Here is a 19,471-nt window from a genome sequence, read left to right on the forward strand (position 1 = left end):
GAGCACGGCTACCACAAACACCGCTCAACACATGCACTTTCTGCCCTTATCGGTGGGTGATGTGCACTTGTGAGACGTTCCACAGATAGGATTCCCGGTGTAATACCCGCGGATGTGGGGAAAATCCAGGAGGAATGGCCGCAATGGACAACGACGTACTCCGTCAGGCACCGCTCTTCAGCGCACTCGACGACGAGTCGATGACGGCCCTGCACGCCTCGATGGCAGAGTCGAAGCTCCGCCGCGGAGAGGTGCTCTTTCACGAGGGCGACTCCGGCGACAAGCTGTACGTCGTGATCGACGGCAAGGTGAAGCTCGGCCGCACCTCGTCCGACGGCCGCGAGAACCTGCTGGCCATCATGGGCCCCGGCCAGATGTTCGGTGAGCTCTCGCTCTTCGACCCCGGCCCCCGCTCGGCCACCGTCACCGCGGTCACCGACTCCGCCTTCGCGAGCCTGTCGCACGAGGACCTCCTCAAGTGGCTCGAGGGCCGCCCGGTCGTCGCCCGCGGCCTGCTCGCCCAGCTCGCCGGCCGCCTCCGCAAGGCCAACGACGTCGTCGCCGACCTCGTCTTCTCCGACGTCCCCGGCCGTGTCGCGAAGGCCCTGCTCGACCTCGCCGACCGCTTCGGCCGCACCGCCGACGATGGCGTCCACGTCCACCACGACCTCACCCAGGAGGAGCTCGCCCAGCTCGTCGGCGCCTCCCGCGAGACGGTCAACAAGGCCCTGGCCGACTTCGCCAGCCGCGGCTGGCTCCGCCTCGAGCCGCGCAGCGTGGTCATCATGGACATCGAGCGCATGGCCCGCCGCGCCCGCTGATTCTTTACCTTCCAACAGGCATCCGGCCTCCTTCCACCTGACGTAACAGCAGGTGAAAGGAGGCCGAGATGCTTTTCGGATCAGACTCGGGTCAGGCGGAGTTCGACGAGTTCGTACGCTCCCGCGCCCAAGCACTCTCCCGCACGGCGTACCTGCTGACCGGTGACGCCCACCTCGCCGAGGACCTCCTCCAGCAGGCGCTCCTGTCCGCGGCCAAGGCGTGGCACCGCATCGAAGGCCACCCCGAGCCGTACGTCCGGCGGATCCTCTACACCCAGAACATCTCCTGGTGGCGCCGCCGTCGCTTCGCGGAGACCCCGCTGGACACGCACGAGGCCACCACCGCAGCGCCCGAGACCGGCGACCGAGATCTCCGGCTCAGCCTGGAACAGGCCCTTGCACAGCTGACGCTGAAACAGCGCACGATCCTGGTGCTGCGCTACTTCGAAGACCTGACCGAGGCCCAGACCGCCGACATGCTCGGGCTCCACGTCGGCACCGTGAAGTCGACCGGCCGCAAGGCGCTCGACCGACTGCGCGCCCTCGCCCCGCACCTCGAGGAGCTCATCAATGACTGACCAGAAGCTTCGCGACGAGCTCTCCCGCATCGCCGACACGACACCCGCACTTCGGGTCCCTGACGGCCTGTACGCACGCGGTCGCCGCATCCATCGCCGCTCGGTCGCGATCGTCGCGGCCTCCGTCACCGCGGCCGTCGCCCTCATCATCGTCGGCTTCACCGGGATCCCCAACCGACAGTCCGATATCGAGCCGGCCGAGCGCAACGGCGACCTGACCGTCCCAAAGATGGTCGAGACCGCGCCGGAGTGGTTGACCGAGCTCGACGGGCTCGGCTCCTACGTCCAAGCCGACGTCATGGAGGACGACCTCGACCTCGGCGTCGGTGCAGTCGCGTACGTCCGGAGCAGCAGCGACGAGAACGGCAGCGTCCCGGTCGTGGTCGATGCCGCCACGGGCGGCTATCACGTGCTCGACCTGGCCGGGTTCGTCGGCAAGGAGGTGCGCGGCCAGCCGTCACACAGCGCCCTCGCACTCTCGCCGGACGGCAGCCATCTCGCCTGGGCATGGGCCGATCCCACCGACAGCGACACCACACCGCGTCCAGCCGGCGTGAAGGTCGCCGACCTGACCACGGGGGACATACGCACCTGGAACATCTCCGCGCAGCACGACGCCGCGGTCTACGTCCACAACCTCGAGTGGTCCACCAACGGACAGTGGCTGCTGTGGCAGGGCTGGCAGATGCGGAGCTGGCGGGGCGAGAGCTTCGAGACCGAGACTTCCCGCGCCGGCGGCATCGGGCTCGGGGACGACGGGTTCCTCTTCACGGACGAGGGCTCCGCTCAGGCCGATCAGCAGAACAGGGAGCTCGGGTTGAGCCGGGAGGTCGAGTGGGCCATCTCGGACGACGGCACGATCGCCCGCCTCATCGATAGCCACGTCATCACGCAGACACCCGGAATGGACCCCGAGAATCAGCCGCTGAACCCGATCGACGAGGGACAGTACGTCGGCCTGGCCTTCAGAGGAACAGAGCTGCAGGTCATCAAGCAGCCCTTCGGAACCGAGGTGCTGCCGGCGGACGGGAGCTCTCCCGGGCTGAAGACCACTGCGAGCGGGTATCCGCGGCTCATCGGCTGGGCCGGCGCGAACCCGATCCTCTGGCAGGAGATCGACGACAACCTCACCTCCTTTGATCAGTACTGGTCGGCGGCCCCCGACGGCAGCTCGAGCCTCGTCGCGATGCACCGACAGATCGCCAAGGGCGCGACGATCGCCTACCGGCTGATCGAACCCGGTGAGGTCAGGACCACCGTCATCCGCCCCGACCCGACCTGGCCCGAACCGGCCAGCGGCCCGAACCTGCCGATGATCGGCCTCATCATCGCCGCCCTGTTCGCCCTCGTCCTCGCCCCGTTCGTCGTACGCCGGCGTCAGTTCCGTGCGGCGAGGAAGGCCAGCTGAGCGCGCTCCGAGTGCTCCGCGGCACCGGCCCACACGAACGGGGCTACTGAGGCCGGCGCTTCTGTGGATGGATCGTCTCGTGACGGGCGAGCATGGCGACGTACTCCTCGATCCTGCGCGCCCGGGCGGCCTCGGTCTTCAGGGAGGTGATGCGGTGATAGAGGGCGTAGCGGTTCTGGGAGGTGAGGACGTCGTACATCGCCTGCGCCTCAGGCACCACGGCGATCGCGGCGAGGAGGTCGGGCGGGGTCTCGGCGGTGGCCGGACCGGCGTACGCCGCCTCCCACCGCCCATCCGCCTTCGCCGCCTCCACGGCGGCCCGCCCGGCTGCGGTCATCCGGCCCTCGCGCTCGAGACGGTCGATGTGCTCGACGTTCCTCAGTGACCAGCGGCTCTTCGGCCCACGCGGGGTGAACCGCTGGAACGACGACTGATCGTCGCGCCGCCTGGCCTGGCCGTCGATCCAGCCGAAGCAGAGCGCTTCATCGAGCGCGGTCTGCCAGGTCAACGTGGTCAGCGTGCCGCCCTTCTTGGTCAGCACCAGCCAGACCGCAGGCGTGTCGGCATGGTGCTCCTCCAGCCAGGCCCGCCACGCGGGTGGGTCGGGAAGCAGGAGCTCGGCTCCGGACAGGATCGCCATGAGCCGAACAGTAGGCCTCAGCGGTCAGCGAGGTAAGCCAATTGCGCTCGCACCGAGAGCTCGGCGGCACCCCAGAGGACCTGGTCGACGTCGGCGTACACGATCTCGACGATCGCCCGCGGATCCGCATCGACTGGGGTGGCACCGAGCCCGGAGAGAGCTTCCTCGACCTGGCCGAGGCGTTCGCGCCGGTGGGCGATGTAGTAGTCCAGCGCGCCGAGGGCGTTCCCGATGACCGGACCGTGGCCGGGCCAGACGCTGCCGACGCCGTGCTCGGAGGCGAGGGCGTGCAGGCGGTCGAGCGAGTCGAGATAGGCACCCAGCTCGCCGTCGGGGTGGGCGACCACGGTCGTCCCCCGCCCGAGGACGGTGTCGCCCGTCAGCACCGCCCCGTCGGCGGGCAGCCAGAAGGACAGCGAGTCCGAGGTGTGGCCGGGAGTCCCGACGACGCGGATCTCCAGGCCGTCGACCTCGATGACGTCACCATCGCCGAGCCCTTCGGTCCCGAGCCGGTATTCAGGATCAAGAGCGCGTACGCCCGCCCCGACCCGCTCCGCGAAGGCCCGGGCCGCCTCGGAGTGGTCGTAGTGATGGTGGGTCAGCAGCACCGTCGCCACCTCGCCGGCGGCCTCCGCGACGGCATCGAGATGCCCCTCGTCGAGAGGCCCAGGGTCGATCACGACCGACCGGCGCGCACCCGGCTCGCGCAGCACCCAGGTGTTGGTGCCGTCGAGCGACATGATCCCGGGGTTGGGCGCGAGGATACACTGCCCGCGCTCGCCGAATGCCCCACCTGACCAGGACTCGTTCATGAGTGCTTCCTTCCGGCGACGAGGGAGGCGTGCAGGGGCATCATCGACAGGGTGTGGCCGCCGTCGACCTCGGTCACGGTCGGGGTGAACATCGTCAGCACACGCTCCGCGGCGGCAGCGAGGACCTCGTCCTCGGACCCGACCGAGGTGACCTCGAGACAGTTGAGATAGGTCGGCGGCATCATCGCCAGCTCGCCGGCCTCGACCTGGGCGACCGCCTCGGCGGTGCTCAGCCAGAGCACCGACGACGACTCGCTGGACACGTCGCGCGTCACCTGCCCCTCGGGGAGGCGCGCGACGAAGAACCAGGTCGCGAAGCGCTTCGGCTCGAAGACGGGCGTCGTCCAGGCGGCCCACGGCCCCAGCAGGTCCGTACGCAGCACCAGCCCGCGCCGGGTCAGCAGCTCGGTCAACGACAGCGAGCGTGACTCGAGGGCGGCCCGGTCGGCCTCCCAGTCGTCGCCCGAGACGTCGTCGACGACGGAATCGCCCGAGGCTCCCGCGAGCAGCACCCCGGACTCCTCGAACGTCTCCCGCACCGCCGCCGCGACCAGCGCCCGCGCGCGGGACTCGTCGACCCCGAGCCGGTGCGCCCACTCACCGGCGGACGGCCCGGCCCAGCAGGAGTCGGGCAGCTCGGCGTCGCGTACGTCCACCCCGCCGCCGGGAAAGACAGCCATCCCGGCAGCGAAACCCATCGTCAGCTGCCGGCGGAGCAGGTAGACCTCTGGGCCAGGGGATCCGGCATCGGAGCCCGGCCGCAGCAGCAGCACCGTCGCCGCGTCGCGCGGCTCGACCGGGGTGAGTACGCCCTGGGCGTACTCCCCGGCCAACGCCACGATGTCGTCACCAAGCCGGACTGGAGGGATCGGGATACGCACGTTCGTCACTGTAGCGACGCTCACACCAGCGCCCTACCCCCATCCGAGCCTCAGACCGAGGCTCAGATCTCGACGACGATCTCCACCTCGACGGGAGCGTCGAGCGGCAGGACGGGCACACCGACGGCGGAACGCGCGTGTCGGCCGGCCTCGCCGAAGACCTTCCCGAGCAGCTCCGAGGCACCGTTGGCGACGCCCGGCTGGCCGGTGAAGTCGGGGGTGGAGGCGACGAAGCACAGCACCTTCACGACGCGCTTGACCTGCGAGAGGTCACCGATCTCGGCCTTGACCGCGGCCAGGGCGTTGAGCGCACACTGCTGCGCCGCCGCGTAACCGTCCTCGGCCGACACGTCCCCGCCGACCTTGCCGACGGAGAGCAGCGCGCCGTCCTTCATCGGGAGCTGGCCCGAGGTGAAGACGTGGTTGCCCGAGCTCACCGCCGGGATGTAGGCCGCCACCGGCGGCACGACGTCCGGCACGCTCAGCCCGAGCTCGGCGAGGACCTCCTCGGGGCCGGTCACTCCGAGACCGCCCGCTTGAAGAAGCCGACGTAGTTGCCGGTGCCGTTGTCGAGGATGGAGACGAGCTCCCACCCGTCGGCCCCGAAGTTGTTGAGAATCTGCGCCGCAGCGTGGTTGAGGATCGGCGCTACCTGGTACTCCCACTTGGTCATATCGGCACCCTACTTCGCGGACCCGCGGACGGGTCTCCCGGCGAGATGGTTTGACCTTCCAACTGAGGATCCGGCCCACTATGGTCAGGTCCGTGACTTCCGCAGAGCAGCTGAAGACGTACGTCGACACCTGGTGGTCCTCCGTCCAGGACCTCCTCACGCTCCTGGAGGAGCTCTCCGAGACCGACTGGGACCAGCCGACCGACCTCCCCGGCTGGGACGTTCGCGCCATCGCCTCCCATGTCGCTCACCTCGAGGGCCTCACCGCCGGCGCACCCCGCGAGGACGCCTCCGTACCCGAGTCCGCCCACATCAAGTCGCCGATGGGCCAGTTCACCGAGATCGGCGTGCTCACCCGCCGCGACGTCCCCCCGGCGAGCATCATCGACGAGATCCGCCGCTACACCGCCGTACGTCACGACGAGCTGCTCGCCTCCCCGCCCGAGGACCCCGCGGCGCCGGCGTCCGGCATCTTCGGTGCGCTCGGGTGGACGACCGGCAAGCTGCTCCGCAACCGGCCGCTCGACCTCTGGCTGCACGAGCAGGACATCCGCCGCGCCACCGGCCGCCCGGGCAACCTGGACAGCCCCGGCGCCCTCCACACCGCCGACTACCTCCTCGAAGGTGTCGGTTTCGTGCTCGCCAAGAAGGCGGCCTGCGCCCCCGGCACCTCCGTCGTCGTCGAGGTCGATGGCCACGCGCCCTATGCGTTCACCGTCACCAAGGAGGGCAAGGGAGTCCCGGTGGCCGACCCGGTCGCCGCGCCCACCGTCACCCTCTCCACGGACCGGGAGACGTACGTCCTCCTCACCGGCGGCCGCGCTTCCGGCGACCCCGCCAAGGTCGAGATCACCGGCGACACCGCGCTCGGCACCAAGATCGTCGAGAACCTCAACATCACCCCCTGATGGCGCGACCCCGTTAAAGTCACTTCCATGAGTTCTGACTGGCCCCACGTGCAGCTGCATGTGGTGACCGGCAAGGGCGGCACGGGCAAGTCGACGGTGGCTGCGGCCCTGGCGCTCGGGCTGGCCTCGCACGGAAAGAACGTCCTGCTGTGCGAGGTCGAGGGACGCCAGGGGGTGGCACGGATGTTCGACGTCGACCCGCTGCCGTACGCCGAGACCCGCATCGCGACCGGGCTGCGGCTGCGGGCGCGATCCGGCGCCGACGCCGAGCCGGGCAACGTCTACGCCCTCCACATCGCCCCCGAGGAAGCCCTCCTCGAATACCTCAAGATGTACTACAAGCTCGGCCCCGCCGGCCGTGCCCTCGACCGCTTCGGCGTGATCGAGTTCGCGACCACGATCGCGCCCGGGGTCAGAGACGTCCTGCTCACCGGCAAGCTCTTCGAGGCCGTCCAGCGCAACAGCCGCAACAAGGGCGCCCGGACCTACGACGCCGTCGTGCTCGACGCTCCCCCGACCGGCCGGATCACGAGCTTCCTCAACGTGTCCGAGTCGGTGGCGGGCCTGGCCAAGGTCGGCCCGATCAAGCACCAGGCCGACACGATGATGACCCTGTTCCGCTCCCGGCGGACCGCGGTCCATCTGGTCACGCTGCTCGAGGAGATGCCGGTCCAGGAGACCGCCGACGGCATCAACGAGCTGCGCGCAGCCGGGCTCCCGGTCGGCGGCGTCATCGTCAACCAGGTGCGCCCCCGCGACCTCCCCGACGAGTCCCTCGCCCCCGCCCGCGCCGGCACCCTCGACGGCGAGCTGATCGCCGAGGACCTCAAGCGTGCCGGCGTCGAACCCGACCCCGCCCTGGTCACCGCCCTCGCCGACGAGGCGAAGGAGTACGCCGAGCGCCGAGCCCTCGAGGACGCCCAGCGTGATCTCGTCGCCGGCCTCGGGGTCCCGACCTACGAGCTCAACCGGATCGCCGGCGGGATCGACATGGGTGGGTTGTACGAGCTCGCGGCCGAGCTCAAGGATCAGGGGCTGGCATGAGGATGGAATCCCCGGTTAACCGGGTATCCCTGCACTTCTCAGGCATTGCAACACCTGAGAAGTGCAGGAAGTGCCTGAGCGGCGTGACGGAAGTGACGAGAGGGACAGCCAGATGAGCGCTCATCCCCGCGTCGGCCCGCTGGCCGCCCACGCGAACGACACCCGACAGCTCGACGTAGACCGGCTGCTCGACGACCGCGACACCCACATCATCGTCTGCTGCGGCAGCGGCGGCGTGGGCAAGACGACCACCTCGGCGGCGCTCGCGCTCAGAGCAGCCGAGCGCGGACGCAAGGTGGTGGTGCTGACGATCGATCCGGCGCGACGCCTCGCCCAGTCGATGGGCATCGAGCGGCTCGACAACACGCCTCGCCCTGTTCCCGGGATCGGCCCGGGCCGGCTCGACGCGATGATGCTCGACATGAAGCGCACCTTCGACGAGGTGGTCGAGTCACAGGCCAGCCCCGAGAAGGCGCAGCAGATCCTCAACAACCAGTTCTACATCGCGCTGAGCTCCAGCTTCGCGGGCACGCAGGAATACATGGCGATGGAGAAGCTCGGCCAGCTCTACCGCGATGCCTTCGCCCACAACGGCGGCAACGGCGACTACGACCTGATCGTCGTCGACACGCCCCCGAGCCGAAGCGCCCTCGACTTCCTCGACGCACCTGAGCGTCTCTCCAGCTTCCTCGACGGGCGCTTCCTGCGCCTGATGCTGGCCCCGACGAAGGGTCCGGTCAGGCTGATGTCGGCCGGGATAAACATCGTCACCAACGCGCTCAAGAAGGTCCTCGGCGGGCAGATGCTCACCGACCTGCAGACCTTCGTGACCGCGCTCGACACCGTCTTCGGTGGGTTCCGGCAACGGGCCCAGGAGACGTACGCACTGCTTCAGGCCGACGAGACCGCCTTCCTCGTCATCGCCGCTCCGGAGCCAGACGCGCTCCGGGAGGCCGCCTACTTCGTCGAGCGGCTCTCCGGCGACCGGATGCCGCTCCAGGGCCTGGTCGTCAACCGAGCCACCCTGCCCGACGACGCCTCGCTCACCGCCGCCGCGGCCGGCGCCGCCTCCGAGCGTCTCCCCGACGCGCCGCTCACCGCCGGGCTGCTGCGGCTCCACGCTGACCGCGCGCTCCTGGTCGAGCGCCAGTACCAGCTGCGCGAGCGCTTCGCGGTCGCCCATCCCCAGGTGCCGACCGCCGTCGTGCCGGCGCTGCCCGGTGACGTACACGATCTCGACGGGCTCCGCGAGATCGGCCGGCTGCTGGCCCGGGAATGAGTCGAGCCAGGACGTACGAAACGTACGTCCTGGCTCAGACCAAGACCTTCAGCGATCCACTCGAGTAGGGGACGAGAGGTCACTCCACGGAGGCACGGGTGCGCGCGGCCTCGAGCACGGCGCGCCAGGAGGCGTTCGGGCTGCGGCGGAGCAGTGCACGACGCTCGCGCTCGGTCATGCCGCCCCAGACACCCCACTCGATCTGGTTGTCGAGCGCCTCGGCGAGGCACTCGGTGCGAACGACGCAGCCGGAGCAGACCATCTTGGCCTTGTTCTGCTCGGCTCCACGTACGAAGAGCTCGTCGGGCTCGTTCTCACGACAGGCGGCCTGTAGCGACCATTCATCAACCCACATGGTGTGCCATCCCTTCATCGGAGCGCTTCGCCCTCCCCATATTGATGACGTGGCGCCCGTGCGGACTAAAGGTTAAGGACTCGACCCGGTCGAGTGACACACCCTTCTGGCCCAAAGTACGTAGTCCGAAATGACTAGTAGGGGTCCTGGGACCCGTTTTTGCCTCCCTGTCCGGCGCCGATTGCGAATCATGTGCTATTAGCCGCGATCACCTACGATGACCAGCATGTCTTCGCCGTCGCTGCGCCCGCAGACCGTGCTCAAGCATCTCGCCGTCATGTGCGGGGTCGCAGCCGTCCTCGGCGTCGTCGCCGCGGGTCTCGCCATCCCCTTCGCCGGTGTGGCTGGGATCGCGGCCAAGGAGACCGCCGAGAAGATGGACTCGCTGCCGAAGGCCTTCGAGGTCGACGACATGTCCCAGACGACCAAGATCGTCGACCGCAAGGGCAACCTGATCACGACGCTCTACGACCAGAACCGCGTCTACCGTCCTCTCGACCAGATCTCGCCCAATATGTCGAAGGCGCTCCTGGCGATCGAGGACTACCGCTTCTACCAGCACGGCGCGATGGACCTCAAGGGCACGCTGCGCGCGCTGATCACCAACCAGGCCAGCGACTCGGTGCAGGGTGGTTCCTCGATCACCCAGCAGCTGGTGAAGACGACGCTGGTCTACTCCGCGAAGACCGAGGCCGAGCGCAAGGCGGCCATCGAGAAGTCGACGGCCCGCAAGATCCGCGAGCTGCGCTACGCGATCGCGCTGGAGGAGAAGCACTCCAAGGACTGGATCCTCGAGCGCTACCTCAACGCGGCCTACTTCGGCGACGGCGCCTACGGCGTCCAGGCCGCCGCCAAGCACTACTTCAACGTCAACGCCTCCGAGCTCAACTGGCAGCAGTCGGCGATGCTGGCCGGAATGGTGAAGAACCCCACCGGCTACGACCCGACCAACTACCCCGACGCCACGATCGCCCGACGCAACGTCGTCGTCGACCGGATGGCCGCGCTCAAGGTCGTGTCCCGCCCCGAGGCGGAGAAGCTGAAGGACGCCAGCCTCGGCCTGAACGTCCAGAAGCAGCGCAACGGCTGCCTCGGCTCGTCGGCGGAGTTCTTCTGCGACTACGTGCTCAAGTGGCTGCTCAAGGACCCGGCCTTCGGCGAGAACGAGACCGACCGGCTCGCGCTGATCAAGTCGGGCGGTCTGACCATCAAGACCACGCTCGACCAGCGCTTCCAGGACGCCGCTCAGGAGTCCGTCGAGGATCACGTCTACGCCACCGACCAGGCCATCGGCGCCCTGGCCATGGTCGAGCCCGGCACCGGTCGGGTCCGGGCGCTCGCCCAGTCCCGTCCGATGGGCGACAACAAGAAGAAGGGCCAGTCCTACCTCAACTATCTGGTCCCGAAGGAGAAGTCCGGCGACTCGAACGGCTTCCAGGCCGGGTCGACCTTCAAGGCGTTCACCCTGGCCGCCGCCATCGAGCAGGGCTTCCCGCTCAAGCAGAAGATCAACTCGCCCGAGGAGCTGACCCTCAACGAGTCCACCTTCGCCGGCTGCCCGGGCGACGGCAACCGGGTCGGCAACCACACCTTCCACAACTCCACGACCTCGGGCAGCAAGGACGCCTACACCGGCACCCGGGAGTCCGTGAACACCTTCTACGCCCAGCTCTTCCAGCTCACCGGGATGTGCACGCCCTACAAGATGGCGCAGAAGATGGGCGTCAAGCTCACCGCCCCGTTCGGCGTCAGCTTCGACGACGGTCACATCTGCAAGCCGAGCGAGACCCGCTGCGGCGGCGCCGAGCGCGTGCCCACCTTCACCCTGGGCGTCGTCGACGTCAGCCCGCTCGAGATGGCCGAGGCGTACGCGACGTTCGGCGCCCGCGGCAAGCACTGCGACTCGGTGCCGGTCAACGAGATCCTCGACGCCAACAACAAGGTGATCAAGAAGTACGAGCCGACCTGCGAGCAGGCGATGGCCAAGGGCACCGCCGATGCGGTCAACGACATCCTCCGCGGCGTGATGGAGCCCGGTGGCTTCGGTCAGAACCTGGCCCTGTCGGTGCCGAGCGCCGGCAAGACCGGCACCACGCAGGACAACAAGGCGGTGTGGCTGATGGGCTACACGCCGCGGCTCGCGACCGCTGCGATGATCGCCGGAGCCAACTCGGCGGGCACGCCGCTAGGCCTCCAGGGCCAATACATCGGCGGCGACTACATCGCCACCGCATCGGGGTCGGGCTTCGCCGGCCCGATGTGGGGCGACGCGATGCAGGTGATCGACAAGTACCTCAAGTGGGTGGACTTCCAGGAGCCCGACCCGAACGTGATCGCAGGAAACACGGTCGACGTCCCCTGGGTCGGCGGCATGACCGTCGAGAAGGCGACGAAGGTGCTGAGGAGCGCCGGCTTCCAGGTCCAGCTCGGCCCGGAGGCGTACTCGGAGTACGACCCCGGTCTGGTCGCGTTCACCACCCCGTCCGGCGATGCTGCCGAGGGATCGCCGATCACGATCTACACCTCGCTGGGCCCGGAGCCGAAGCCCGACCCGAAGCCCGACAAGAAGAAGCAGCCGGACAAGAAGCCCGGGCGCGGCGATGAAGAGAGACCGGCCACGGTCGAGGAAGAGCCCGACTTCGGCTGGGAGTGGCCGACCGGCTGACGCCCGGCCCAGAAACGACGCGTGGCCCCACCGATCCGGTGGGGCCACACTCGTTCTCGGGCAGCCGTCAGGCGAGCTGCTTGCGCACCTCCGCGGCCACCGCGCCGCCATCGGCACGGCCGTTGGTCTGCGGGGTCAGGATGCCCATGACCTTGCCCATGGCGCGCATCCCCTCGTCAGCCGCACCGGTCTGGGCGATGGCCTTGCTGACCAGGTCGGAGATCTCCTCGTCGCTCAGCTGAGCGGGCAGGTACTCGGTGATCACCGCGGCCTCCGCGGTCTCCTTCTCGGCCTGCTCGGCGCGACCGCCGTCGGCGAAGGCGGTGGCGGCCTCGCGGCGCTTCTTGGCCTCGCGGGTGAGGATCGTGATGATCTCGTCGTCGGTGAGCTCCTTGGCCTCCTTGCCGGCGACCTCGGCCTCGGTGATCGAAGCCATGACCATGCGCAGCGTCCCGGCGCGCTCCTTGTCACGGGCCTTCATCGCGGAGGTCAGGTCGGTCCTCAGCTGGTCCTTCAGAGTGCTCATGGAACCCATTGTGGCAGGGTTGAGCCATGCGGCTCGCCTCAGTAATCGGCGCAACCCTCGGCACCGGGCTCGCCACCGGCGCGGCCATGACGGCGTACGCCTTGTGGGAGGCCCGTCAGTACACGCTGCGCCATGTCGGACTGCCGGTGCTCCCCGAGGGCGCGGACCCGCTGCGGGTGCTGCATCTCTCCGACATGCACGTGGTCCCGTCGCAGCACAAGAAGCTCGACTGGATCGCGTCGCTGGCGTCCCTGAAGCCGGACCTGGTCATCGACACCGGTGACAACCTGGCCCACCAGCGGGCGGTGCCGTCGATCGTCAATGCCCTCGGCACGCTGCTCGACGTACCAGGCGTCTTCGTGCACGGCTCCAACGACTACTACGAGCCACGGATGCGCAACCCGATCGGCTACCTGCTGCCGGACAACGGCAAACGGCAGACGAACGTGCCCGAGCTCCCCTGGCGTGACCTTTCCGCGTCGTTCACCAAGTCCGGCTGGCTGGACCTCACCAACACGCGCTCGTCGCTGACCGTCAAAGGGATCGAGTTCGCCTTCGCGGGCGTCGACGACCCCCACCTCCGCCTCGACGACCTGTCCACGGTCGCCGGCCCCGCCGACCCGTCCGCGGACGTACGCCTCGGGGTCGCGCACGCTCCTTATCTACGGGTCCTGGACCAGTTCACCGCGGACGGCTACGACGCGATCCTGGCCGGTCACACCCACGGCGGTCAGATCTGCCTGCCTGGCGGGCGAGCCCTGGCCACCAACTGCGATCTCGACCCCGCCCGGGTACGCGGCCTGCACACCCACACCCACGGCGGACGGCAGGCGTGGCTGCACGTCTCGGCCGGCCTCGGCACCTCGCCCTACACCCGGATCCGCATCGCCTGCCGCCCCGAGGCGACGCTCCTGACGCTCACCTCGCGCGGGGCGTCTCGTCGGTAGGGGCCGATTACGGATCGGGGGAGTCTCTGGGCTATGCTCATTTCTCGTTGGACCGTTTGTTCGGTGCAGCATTCGGGTTGTAGCGCAGCTTGGTAGCGCACCTCGTTCGGGACGAGGGGGCCGCAGGTTCAAATCCTGTCAACCCGACATCGAGTTCAGGCTCGGAGATCGCAGATCTCCGAGCCTGATCCTGTTTTCGGGCGAGTAGTGTCGACGCTATGAGCTTCGACACGCACAACGGCACCCGCGGCGCCAAACAGCCCTCGGCCAACCTCCTCCTGAAGCTGGGCAACAAGCTGATGATGAGCCGGGCCCGCAAGAGCAACGGCACCACGGCCGGGATGCGGCTGCTCGTGCTCACCACGATCGGCAAGAAGAGCGGCGAGCCCCGCTCGACGCCGCTCGCCTGGTTCCCGGGCGACGACGACACCTGGCTGATCGCCGCCTCGGCAGCCGGCGGACCGAAGAACCCGGCGTGGTACTACAACCTCGCTGCCAACCCGGACCGGGTCACCATCGAGCTAGGCGGCGAGACCATCCCGGTGGTCGCGGAGCAACTGCACGGCGACGAGCGCGCCCGCGCGTGGGCCGCGATCGTCGAGTCGGCCGCCAACTTCGGGAGCTACGAGGAGAAGACCGACCGCGAGATCCCGGTCATCCGGCTCACCCGCGCCTGAGTTCCATGGTGATGCGCGGCATCCCGGAGAAGGGAGAGGTTGAGGTCACGCTGCTGCAATGTCAATGGCGAGCTCCTGTGCACGCTCGTGGGCGCGCGCCATCGACGCCTCGTGCATCGGCAGCAACGACCTGAGTGCCGGGGCGTGCGGGACCATGGTCAGCTCAGGGATCACGGTGGTCACGTCCAGGCCGAGCAGGTCCTCATGGCCGAGGATCGCCTCCAGCACCGGCACGACGTAGTCATAGCCCTCTCGGGGAGCGCCGGGTCCGTACCCGCCGCCGCGGGCGGAGATCAGGACCGCCGGGCGCCCCGCGGCCGGGGAGGGCCCGGCGTGGTTGAACGTGCGGCCGTCGACGACGATCTGGTCGAGCCACGCCTTGAACACCGACGGCATGGTCAGGTTGTACATCGGCACGCTGAACAGGTAGGCGCCGGCACCGAGGAACTCCTCGATGAGCTCGTCCTGCACCTTGGCCGCTTCGGCCTGCTCGGGAGTGTGCTGGGCCCGTTCGATGGCCCGGGCAGTGATGCCCGCGCCACTCAGGTGAGGCACCGGGGCCGCGGCGAGATCGCGATGGACGACGTCACCCGACCATGCCTGACGGAAGGACTGGGCGACTTGGCGCGAAACCGAGGCCTCGCCAAGTGACGAGGAGTCGATGTGCAGCAGATATGACATAGCTGGTTCCTTTCAAGGTGGTGGATGCACCTTCGCGACGCGCGGCCGCAGCCGGTTCACGGAGGTGCGTTACATACCGCTGGTGCGGTAGATTCAGGTTGGAGAGGTGTTGAAATGGCAGAGAGAACGATCAGCGGCCCGTGCCAGGCTTGGCCGGAGGAAAACAAGTTCATCCGGGAGGTTCTCGACCGGATCGGCGACAAGTGGACCGTGCTGGTGATCAGCACTCTCGCCGATGCACGGCTGCGCTACTCCGACCTCCAGGCGAGCATCCCGGGCATTTCGCAGCGGATGCTCACCGTGACACTCAAGGCCCTCGAGCGCGACGGCCTGCTCCTGCGTACCGCCTACCCCGAGATTCCCCCGCGGGTGGAGTACGAGCTCACAGCTCTGGGACGGTCGCTGCTGGACTCCGTGATAGCCCTTGCAGCCTGGGCAGCAGCCCATCACGAGGACATCGCCGCCAGCCGCCGCACTCACGAGCAGACCGGAGTCGGCCGAGAGAAGGCGCGCACCGAGTCCGTTTCATAATCCCACCTCACTATTGGTTCGTAGCAACATCGTAGGTGCGTTAAATGAGGCGTACAAAAGGCACTTTCAAGTGCGCAGGGCACATTCGGAGTCAGGCAACACGCCGGACCCACGTTCTGGTGGCGCCCAGCCGCGTTTGGGTTCGAACGAGCAGATGGGGCGGCATCGAGTTCATGCTCAGAGATCGCAAAGATCTCCGAGCCAGAGTTCATTGTGGGGCCTGCCACATGCGAAACTGCCCCTCATGAGCAACGACCCCGCCGACAAGCTCGCCGCGCCGTCGTTCGGTTTCAAGAAGAAGCGTGGGGGCACGAAGCCGGCGAACGCCAAGCCCGAGAAGACCCAGCCCTCGAAGACTCAGCCCCAGAAGACCCAGGCCCCGAAGGCTCGGGTCGAGAAGGCACCGGTCGAGACCGCTACGGTCGAGACGGCCTCTGCAGAGAAGACCCAGGTGCTGGAGAAGACGGCACCACCCGTCGTAGCGCCCGAGCCGCCCGCGGAGAAGTCCGCGGAGAAGCCGGCTGAGAAGCCAGCGAAGAAGCAGAAGGCGGAGAACCCGCCCAAGCCCGCGAAGGAACCGAGGGCACCCAAGCAGCCCAAGGACCCGAGCCAGCGACGGATCAACCTCGGCACCCCGTCGGGCCTCTCCGCGGCGGTCATGATCGGCGCCATCGTCGGCGCGTTCATGGCCCTGGCCGTCTGGTTCAGCGGCACCGTGAGCCAGTGGACGCGAGGCACCTCGTCGCTCGGCGACAAGGGAGCGATCATCCTGATCGCCGTCTTCGCCCTCGCGATCATCGTCGGCGGCTACCTCCTCCGCCTCGCCGGTGCCCGCTCCCCCTTCACGATCAGCTTCCTCGGCTCAGCGCTCGTCGCCGTACTCTCGATGCTCTTCCTCACCGACCTCTTCGTCCACGCCTGGGGAGTGATCATCGTCGTGATCCTCGCCGCCGCCGCGTACGCCCTCGCCTACTGGGTCACCACCAACTACATCGACTGACAGACCCGGCCGAGGCGTCGCTCCGGTCGGCCGAGTTGGCACCGTCGTGCCAACTCGGCCAGCGCGCCTGACGTCTCGTCAGAGGGCAGCGGCGACCAGCTCGGCGAGCTGGACGGTGTTGAGCGCGGCGCCCTTACGGAGGTTGTCGTTGGAGATGAACAGGGCGAGACCGCGGTTGTCGGGGACACCCTCGTCCTGACGGATGCGGCCGACGTAGGAGGGGTCCTTGCCGGCGGCGTACAGAGGCGTGGGTACGTCGCGGAGCTCGACGCCCGGGGCGTTCGAGAGGATCGCGGTGGCGCGCTCGGGGGTCAGGGACGAGGAGAACTCGGCGTTGACCGCGAGCGAGTGACCGGTGACGACCGGGACGCGTACGCAGATGCCAGAGACCCGCAGGTCGGGCAGGGAGAGGATCTTGCGGGACTCGTTGCGGAGCTTCTGCTCCTCATCGGTCTCGTTGAGGCCGTCCTCGACCAGCGAACCGGCGTAGGGAAGGACGTTGTAGGCGATCGTCTCGACGTACTTGTCCGGCTCCGGGAACGTGATCGCGGACCCGTCGTAGGCGAGCTCGCGGGCCTTGTCGCCGGCAGCCGCGACCTCGCTGACCAGCTCCTCGACGCCGGCGACGCCGGAGCCCGAGACCGCCTGGTAGGTCGATACGACGAGCCGCTCGAGACCGGCTTCGTCGTGGAGCGCCTTGAGGACCGGCATCGCGGCCATCGTGGTGCAGTTGGGGTTGGCGATGATGCCCTGGCGGGCCTCGATGACCCCGTCCATCGCCGAGGGGTTGACCTCGGAGACGACCAGCGGGATCGACGGGTCCTTGCGCCAGGCCGAGGAGTTGTCGATGACGATCACGCCGGCGTCGGCGAACTTCGGCGCCAGCGCCTTCGAGGTGGCGCCACCGGCGGAGAAGATCGCGATGTCGAGGCCCGAGGGGTCAGCGGTGGCGGCGTCCTCGACGACGACCGAGCGGTCACCGAACTCGATGGTCTTGCCCGCCGAGCGCGCCGAGGCGAAGAAACGGACCTCGCCGAGCGGGAAGCCGCGCTCGAGCAGGATCTGGCGTACGGCGACGCCCACCTGTCCGGTCGCTCCCACGATTCCCAGGTTGATGCTCATCGGGCCTCCTCCGTAGCGCAAGCGCCAGAATACGGACGCGGCCCGATGAAAGACATAAAGTTCGCTCGCTGACGCTCGCTCATCGGCCGGTCCCTCCATAGACGATGGCCTCTACGTCGCTGTCGAGGCCGAATGCTTTGTGTGTGGCGCGCACGGCGCGGTCGAGGTCGTCGGCGCTGACGAGCACCGAGACGCGGATCTCCGAGGTCGACACCATCCGGATCAGGACTCCCTCGGCGGCGAGCGCGGCGAAGAACTTCGCCGTGATCCCCGGATGCGTACGCATCCCGGCACCGACGATCGAGAGCTTGCCGATCTGCTCGTCGGCGACCGGGTCGGCGAAACCGACCTCACCCTGGATGTCACCGAGCGCCGCGCGGGCCCTCTTGACGTCGGTGCGGGGCAGCGTGAACGAGATGTCCGTGCGCCGGGTCTTCTCCGCCGACACGTTCTGGACGATCATGTCGATGTTGATGCCGTTGTCGGCAAGTGTGTCGAAGATGCGGGCGGCCTCGCCGGGCTCGTCGGTGACGCCGGCGACGGTGATCTTGGCTTCACCGCGGTCGTGGGCCACGCCGACGATCTCCGGGGTGTCGCCATCGGCGTCGGCGCCGTAGGAGACCTTCTCGACCTCCACGTCGCTGAACGCCTCTGCGGCGGCCTGCACGGCGCGGTCGACCTCGTCGTCACCGACGACGACCGAGACCCGGACCTCCGAGGTGGAGATCATCTGGATGTTGACGCCGGCCTGCGCGATCGCGGAGAAGAAGTCGGCGATCTTCTTCGGCTGGGTGCGCAGCCCGGCACCGATCAGGGAGACCTTGCCCATCCGGGGCTCGGTGTTCACCCGCTCGAAGCCGAGCTCACCGCGCGCCTGCTCCAGCACCTTCCCGGCCCGCTCGACGTCGTCGCGGGGCAGCGTGAACGTGATGTCGGTGCGGTCGGTGCCGGCCGCCGACGAGTCCTGGACCACCATGTCGACGTTGATGCCCACCCCGGCGATGATCTCGAAGACCTTCGCCGCGGCGCCCACCTCGTCGGGTGCGTTGACGACCGTGATCTTGGCCTGGCTGCGGTCGTGGGCGATGGCGGCGACGATCGGCGCCTCCATCCCGGCGTCGGCGCTGCGCTGGTGGCCGGCATGCGGCGAGACCGCGTCGATGCTGCCCTTGACCACGGTGCCGTTGAGGGTGGAGAAGGAGGAGCGTACGTGGATCGGGAGGCTGTGACGCCGGGCGAACTCCACCGAGCGCAGGTGGAGCACCTTCGCCCCGGAGGCCGCCAGCTCGAGCATCTCCTCGAAGGCGACCGAGCTCAGCTTGCGGGCGGTCGGGACGATCCGCGGGTCGGCGGTGAAGACACCGTCGACGTCGGTGTAGATCTCACAGACGTCGGCGTCCAGCGCCACCGCCAGCGCGACCGCGGTGGTGTCGGTGCCGCCACGGCCCAGCGTGGTGATGTCCTTGGTGTCCTTTGAGACGCCCTGGAAGCCGGCCACGATCGCGATCGCACCGTCGGCGAGTGCCGCCTGGATCCGCTCCGGGGTGATGCTGAGGATCTTGGCGCGACCGTGCTGCGCGTCGGTGATCAGACCGGCCTGCGACCCGGTGAAGGACCGAGCCTCGTACGCCAGCCCGCGCTCGTTCGCGACGTCGTTGATCGCCATCGCGAGCAGCGCCATCGACTGCCGCTCGCCGGAGGTGAGCAGCATGTCGAACTCACGCGCGTGCGCGGTCGCGTCGGGCGAGACCTTGTTGGCCAGGTCGATCAGCTCATCGGTGGTGTCGCCCATGGCAGAGACGGCCACGACGACGTCGTGGCCCTGCTCTTTGGTCGCGACCACTCGCTGAGCAACGCGCTTGATGCCTGCAGCGTCCGCGACCGAGCTGCCACCGTACTTCTGAACGACGATTCCCACGGCGG

Annotated in this window: 21 protein-coding genes, 1 tRNA gene and 1 pseudogene; 12 read left to right on the top strand and 11 right to left on the bottom strand. The window is 68.5% G+C overall.

Features of this window, described 5'->3' with window-relative positions:
* Positions 1–143: 143 nt before the first annotated feature.
* The 3 genes from OH802_RS02370 (at position 144) to OH802_RS02380 (ending at position 2,807) form a co-directional block, all read left to right on the top strand.
* A complete protein-coding gene (locus OH802_RS02370; protein ID WP_008356269.1) occupies positions 144–821 on the top strand; it encodes a Crp/Fnr family transcriptional regulator in 678 nt (225 codons plus the stop codon).
* 68 nt (positions 822–889) lie between these two features.
* Entirely contained in the window at positions 890–1,399 is a 510-nt protein-coding gene (locus tag OH802_RS02375) for a SigE family RNA polymerase sigma factor (protein WP_406024760.1), read from the top strand.
* A complete protein-coding gene (locus OH802_RS02380) occupies positions 1,392–2,807 on the top strand; it encodes a hypothetical protein (protein ID WP_406024762.1) in 1,416 nt (471 codons plus the stop codon). Before OH802_RS02375 ends, OH802_RS02380 begins: the two co-directional genes overlap by 8 nt.
* A 43-nt stretch (positions 2,808–2,850) precedes the next feature.
* On the opposite strand, the gene OH802_RS02385 is transcribed toward OH802_RS02380, so the two are convergent.
* The 5 genes from OH802_RS02385 to OH802_RS02405 all read right to left on the bottom strand — a co-directional run bounded on the left by OH802_RS02385 (position 2,851) and on the right by OH802_RS02405 (position 5,813).
* Positions 2,851–3,447: a YdeI family protein gene (locus OH802_RS02385; RefSeq protein ID WP_406024764.1), complete on the bottom strand. Its 597-nt coding sequence runs from the start codon at positions 3,445–3,447 to the stop codon at positions 2,851–2,853.
* Positions 3,448–3,464: 17 nt separating this feature from the next.
* Complete coding sequence (locus OH802_RS02390) at positions 3,465–4,259, bottom strand: MBL fold metallo-hydrolase (RefSeq protein ID WP_406024766.1); 795 nt, start codon at positions 4,257–4,259, stop codon at positions 3,465–3,467.
* Positions 4,256–5,140 carry an NUDIX hydrolase gene (locus OH802_RS02395; RefSeq protein WP_406024768.1) on the bottom strand — a complete coding sequence of 295 codons (885 nt, stop codon included), beginning with the start codon at positions 5,138–5,140 and terminating at the stop codon, positions 4,256–4,258. The genes OH802_RS02390 and OH802_RS02395 overlap by 4 nt, the downstream gene beginning before the upstream one ends.
* 62 nt (positions 5,141–5,202) lie before the next feature.
* A complete protein-coding gene (locus OH802_RS02400) occupies positions 5,203–5,661 on the bottom strand; it encodes a RidA family protein (protein ID WP_406024770.1) in 459 nt (152 codons plus the stop codon).
* Positions 5,658–5,813 (bottom strand): DUF4177 domain-containing protein, encoded by a 156-nt coding sequence (locus OH802_RS02405; RefSeq protein ID WP_141791386.1) that lies wholly within the window; start codon positions 5,811–5,813, stop codon positions 5,658–5,660. The genes OH802_RS02400 and OH802_RS02405 overlap by 4 nt, the downstream gene beginning before the upstream one ends.
* A 92-nt stretch (positions 5,814–5,905) precedes the next feature.
* Between OH802_RS02405 and OH802_RS02410 the strand changes: the two genes are divergently transcribed.
* From OH802_RS02410 to OH802_RS02420, 3 genes are all read left to right on the top strand, one after another.
* Complete coding sequence (locus tag OH802_RS02410; RefSeq protein WP_406024772.1) at positions 5,906–6,721, top strand: maleylpyruvate isomerase family mycothiol-dependent enzyme; 816 nt, start codon at positions 5,906–5,908, stop codon at positions 6,719–6,721.
* Positions 6,722–6,748: 27 nt separating this feature from the next.
* Positions 6,749–7,765 carry an ArsA-related P-loop ATPase gene (locus OH802_RS02415; protein ID WP_406024774.1) on the top strand — a complete coding sequence of 339 codons (1,017 nt, stop codon included), beginning with the start codon at positions 6,749–6,751 and terminating at the stop codon, positions 7,763–7,765.
* Between the two features lie 112 nt (positions 7,766–7,877).
* Positions 7,878–9,044 (top strand): ArsA family ATPase, encoded by a 1,167-nt coding sequence (locus tag OH802_RS02420; RefSeq protein ID WP_406024776.1) that lies wholly within the window; start codon positions 7,878–7,880, stop codon positions 9,042–9,044.
* Positions 9,045–9,123: 79 nt separating this feature from the next.
* Here OH802_RS02420 and OH802_RS02425 read toward each other — a convergent pair whose 3' ends face one another.
* Positions 9,124–9,399 (bottom strand): WhiB family transcriptional regulator, encoded by a 276-nt coding sequence (locus OH802_RS02425; protein WP_045548985.1) that lies wholly within the window; start codon positions 9,397–9,399, stop codon positions 9,124–9,126.
* Positions 9,400–9,625: 226 nt separating this feature from the next.
* On the opposite strand from OH802_RS02425, the gene OH802_RS02430 reads away from it, so the two are divergent.
* A complete protein-coding gene (locus OH802_RS02430; RefSeq protein ID WP_406024779.1) occupies positions 9,626–12,064 on the top strand; it encodes a transglycosylase domain-containing protein in 2,439 nt (812 codons plus the stop codon).
* Positions 12,065–12,131: 67 nt separating this feature from the next.
* Here OH802_RS02430 and OH802_RS02435 read toward each other — a convergent pair whose 3' ends face one another.
* Entirely contained in the window at positions 12,132–12,590 is a 459-nt protein-coding gene (locus OH802_RS02435; protein ID WP_406024781.1) for a GatB/YqeY domain-containing protein, read from the bottom strand.
* 26 nt (positions 12,591–12,616) lie between these two features.
* Here OH802_RS02435 and OH802_RS02440 point away from each other — a divergent pair, with 26 nt between their 5' ends.
* The 3 genes from OH802_RS02440 (at position 12,617) to OH802_RS02450 (ending at position 14,214) form a co-directional block, all read left to right on the top strand.
* Complete coding sequence (locus OH802_RS02440) at positions 12,617–13,537, top strand: metallophosphoesterase (protein ID WP_406024783.1); 921 nt, start codon at positions 12,617–12,619, stop codon at positions 13,535–13,537.
* 73 nt (positions 13,538–13,610) lie between these two features.
* Positions 13,611–13,684, top strand: a tRNA-Pro gene (locus OH802_RS02445).
* Positions 13,685–13,755: 71 nt separating this feature from the next.
* Entirely contained in the window at positions 13,756–14,214 is a 459-nt protein-coding gene (locus tag OH802_RS02450) for a nitroreductase/quinone reductase family protein (RefSeq protein ID WP_406024785.1), read from the top strand.
* A 45-nt stretch (positions 14,215–14,259) separates the two neighbouring features.
* On the opposite strand, the gene OH802_RS02455 is transcribed toward OH802_RS02450, so the two are convergent.
* Entirely contained in the window at positions 14,260–14,895 is a 636-nt protein-coding gene (locus OH802_RS02455) for an FMN-dependent NADH-azoreductase (protein WP_406024787.1), read from the bottom strand.
* A gap of 114 nt (positions 14,896–15,009) precedes the next feature.
* Between OH802_RS02455 and OH802_RS02460 the strand changes: the two genes are divergently transcribed.
* Both OH802_RS02460 and OH802_RS02465 read left to right on the top strand, forming a co-directional pair.
* Positions 15,010–15,426: a winged helix-turn-helix transcriptional regulator gene (locus OH802_RS02460; protein ID WP_406024789.1), complete on the top strand. Its 417-nt coding sequence runs from the start codon at positions 15,010–15,012 to the stop codon at positions 15,424–15,426.
* 244 nt (positions 15,427–15,670) lie between these two features.
* Positions 15,671–16,426, top strand: coding sequence for a hypothetical protein (locus OH802_RS02465; protein ID WP_406024791.1), 756 nt, complete (start codon positions 15,671–15,673; stop codon positions 16,424–16,426).
* Between the two features lie 78 nt (positions 16,427–16,504).
* Here the strand turns inward: OH802_RS02465 and OH802_RS02470 are convergent, their stop codons facing one another.
* From OH802_RS02470 to OH802_RS02480, 3 genes and pseudogenes are all read right to left on the bottom strand, one after another.
* A complete protein-coding gene (locus OH802_RS02470) occupies positions 16,505–17,548 on the bottom strand; it encodes an aspartate-semialdehyde dehydrogenase (protein ID WP_406024793.1) in 1,044 nt (347 codons plus the stop codon).
* Positions 17,549–17,627: 79 nt separating this feature from the next.
* Positions 17,628–18,185 (bottom strand): ACT domain-containing protein, encoded by a 558-nt coding sequence (locus OH802_RS02475; protein ID WP_406029443.1) that lies wholly within the window; start codon positions 18,183–18,185, stop codon positions 17,628–17,630.
* A pseudogene (locus OH802_RS02480) lies at positions 18,162–19,466 on the bottom strand (aspartate kinase); the annotation flags it as partial. The gene OH802_RS02475 and the pseudogene OH802_RS02480, both read right to left, overlap by 24 nt.
* Positions 19,467–19,471 lie beyond the last annotated feature (5 nt).

It is taken from the genome of Nocardioides sp. NBC_00850, from assembly GCF_045207335.1.
Taxonomy (GTDB): Bacteria; Actinomycetota; Actinomycetes; order Propionibacteriales; family Nocardioidaceae; genus Nocardioides.

Coding starts and splice junctions, on each gene's coding strand:
- OH802_RS02370 (WP_008356269.1), top strand. CDS start 144: ATGGACAACGACGTACTCCGTCAGGCACCGCTCTTCAGCGCACTCGAC.
- OH802_RS02375 (WP_406024760.1), top strand. CDS start 890: ATGCTTTTCGGATCAGACTCGGGTCAGGCGGAGTTCGACGAGTTCGTA.
- OH802_RS02380 (WP_406024762.1), top strand. CDS start 1,392: ATGACTGACCAGAAGCTTCGCGACGAGCTCTCCCGCATCGCCGACACG.
- OH802_RS02385 (WP_406024764.1), bottom strand. CDS start 3,447: ATGGCGATCCTGTCCGGAGCCGAGCTCCTGCTTCCCGACCCACCCGCG.
- OH802_RS02390 (WP_406024766.1), bottom strand. CDS start 4,259: ATGAACGAGTCCTGGTCAGGTGGGGCATTCGGCGAGCGCGGGCAGTGT.
- OH802_RS02405 (WP_141791386.1), bottom strand. CDS start 5,813: ATGACCAAGTGGGAGTACCAGGTAGCGCCGATCCTCAACCACGCTGCG.
- OH802_RS02415 (WP_406024774.1), top strand. CDS start 6,749: ATGAGTTCTGACTGGCCCCACGTGCAGCTGCATGTGGTGACCGGCAAG.
- OH802_RS02420 (WP_406024776.1), top strand. CDS start 7,878: ATGAGCGCTCATCCCCGCGTCGGCCCGCTGGCCGCCCACGCGAACGAC.
- OH802_RS02425 (WP_045548985.1), bottom strand. CDS start 9,399: ATGTGGGTTGATGAATGGTCGCTACAGGCCGCCTGTCGTGAGAACGAG.
- OH802_RS02430 (WP_406024779.1), top strand. CDS start 9,626: ATGTCTTCGCCGTCGCTGCGCCCGCAGACCGTGCTCAAGCATCTCGCC.
- OH802_RS02435 (WP_406024781.1), bottom strand. CDS start 12,590: ATGAGCACTCTGAAGGACCAGCTGAGGACCGACCTGACCTCCGCGATG.
- OH802_RS02440 (WP_406024783.1), top strand. CDS start 12,617: ATGCGGCTCGCCTCAGTAATCGGCGCAACCCTCGGCACCGGGCTCGCC.
- OH802_RS02450 (WP_406024785.1), top strand. CDS start 13,756: ATGAGCTTCGACACGCACAACGGCACCCGCGGCGCCAAACAGCCCTCG.
- OH802_RS02455 (WP_406024787.1), bottom strand. CDS start 14,895: ATGTCATATCTGCTGCACATCGACTCCTCGTCACTTGGCGAGGCCTCG.
- OH802_RS02460 (WP_406024789.1), top strand. CDS start 15,010: ATGGCAGAGAGAACGATCAGCGGCCCGTGCCAGGCTTGGCCGGAGGAA.
- OH802_RS02465 (WP_406024791.1), top strand. CDS start 15,671: ATGAGCAACGACCCCGCCGACAAGCTCGCCGCGCCGTCGTTCGGTTTC.
- OH802_RS02470 (WP_406024793.1), bottom strand. CDS start 17,548: ATGAGCATCAACCTGGGAATCGTGGGAGCGACCGGACAGGTGGGCGTC.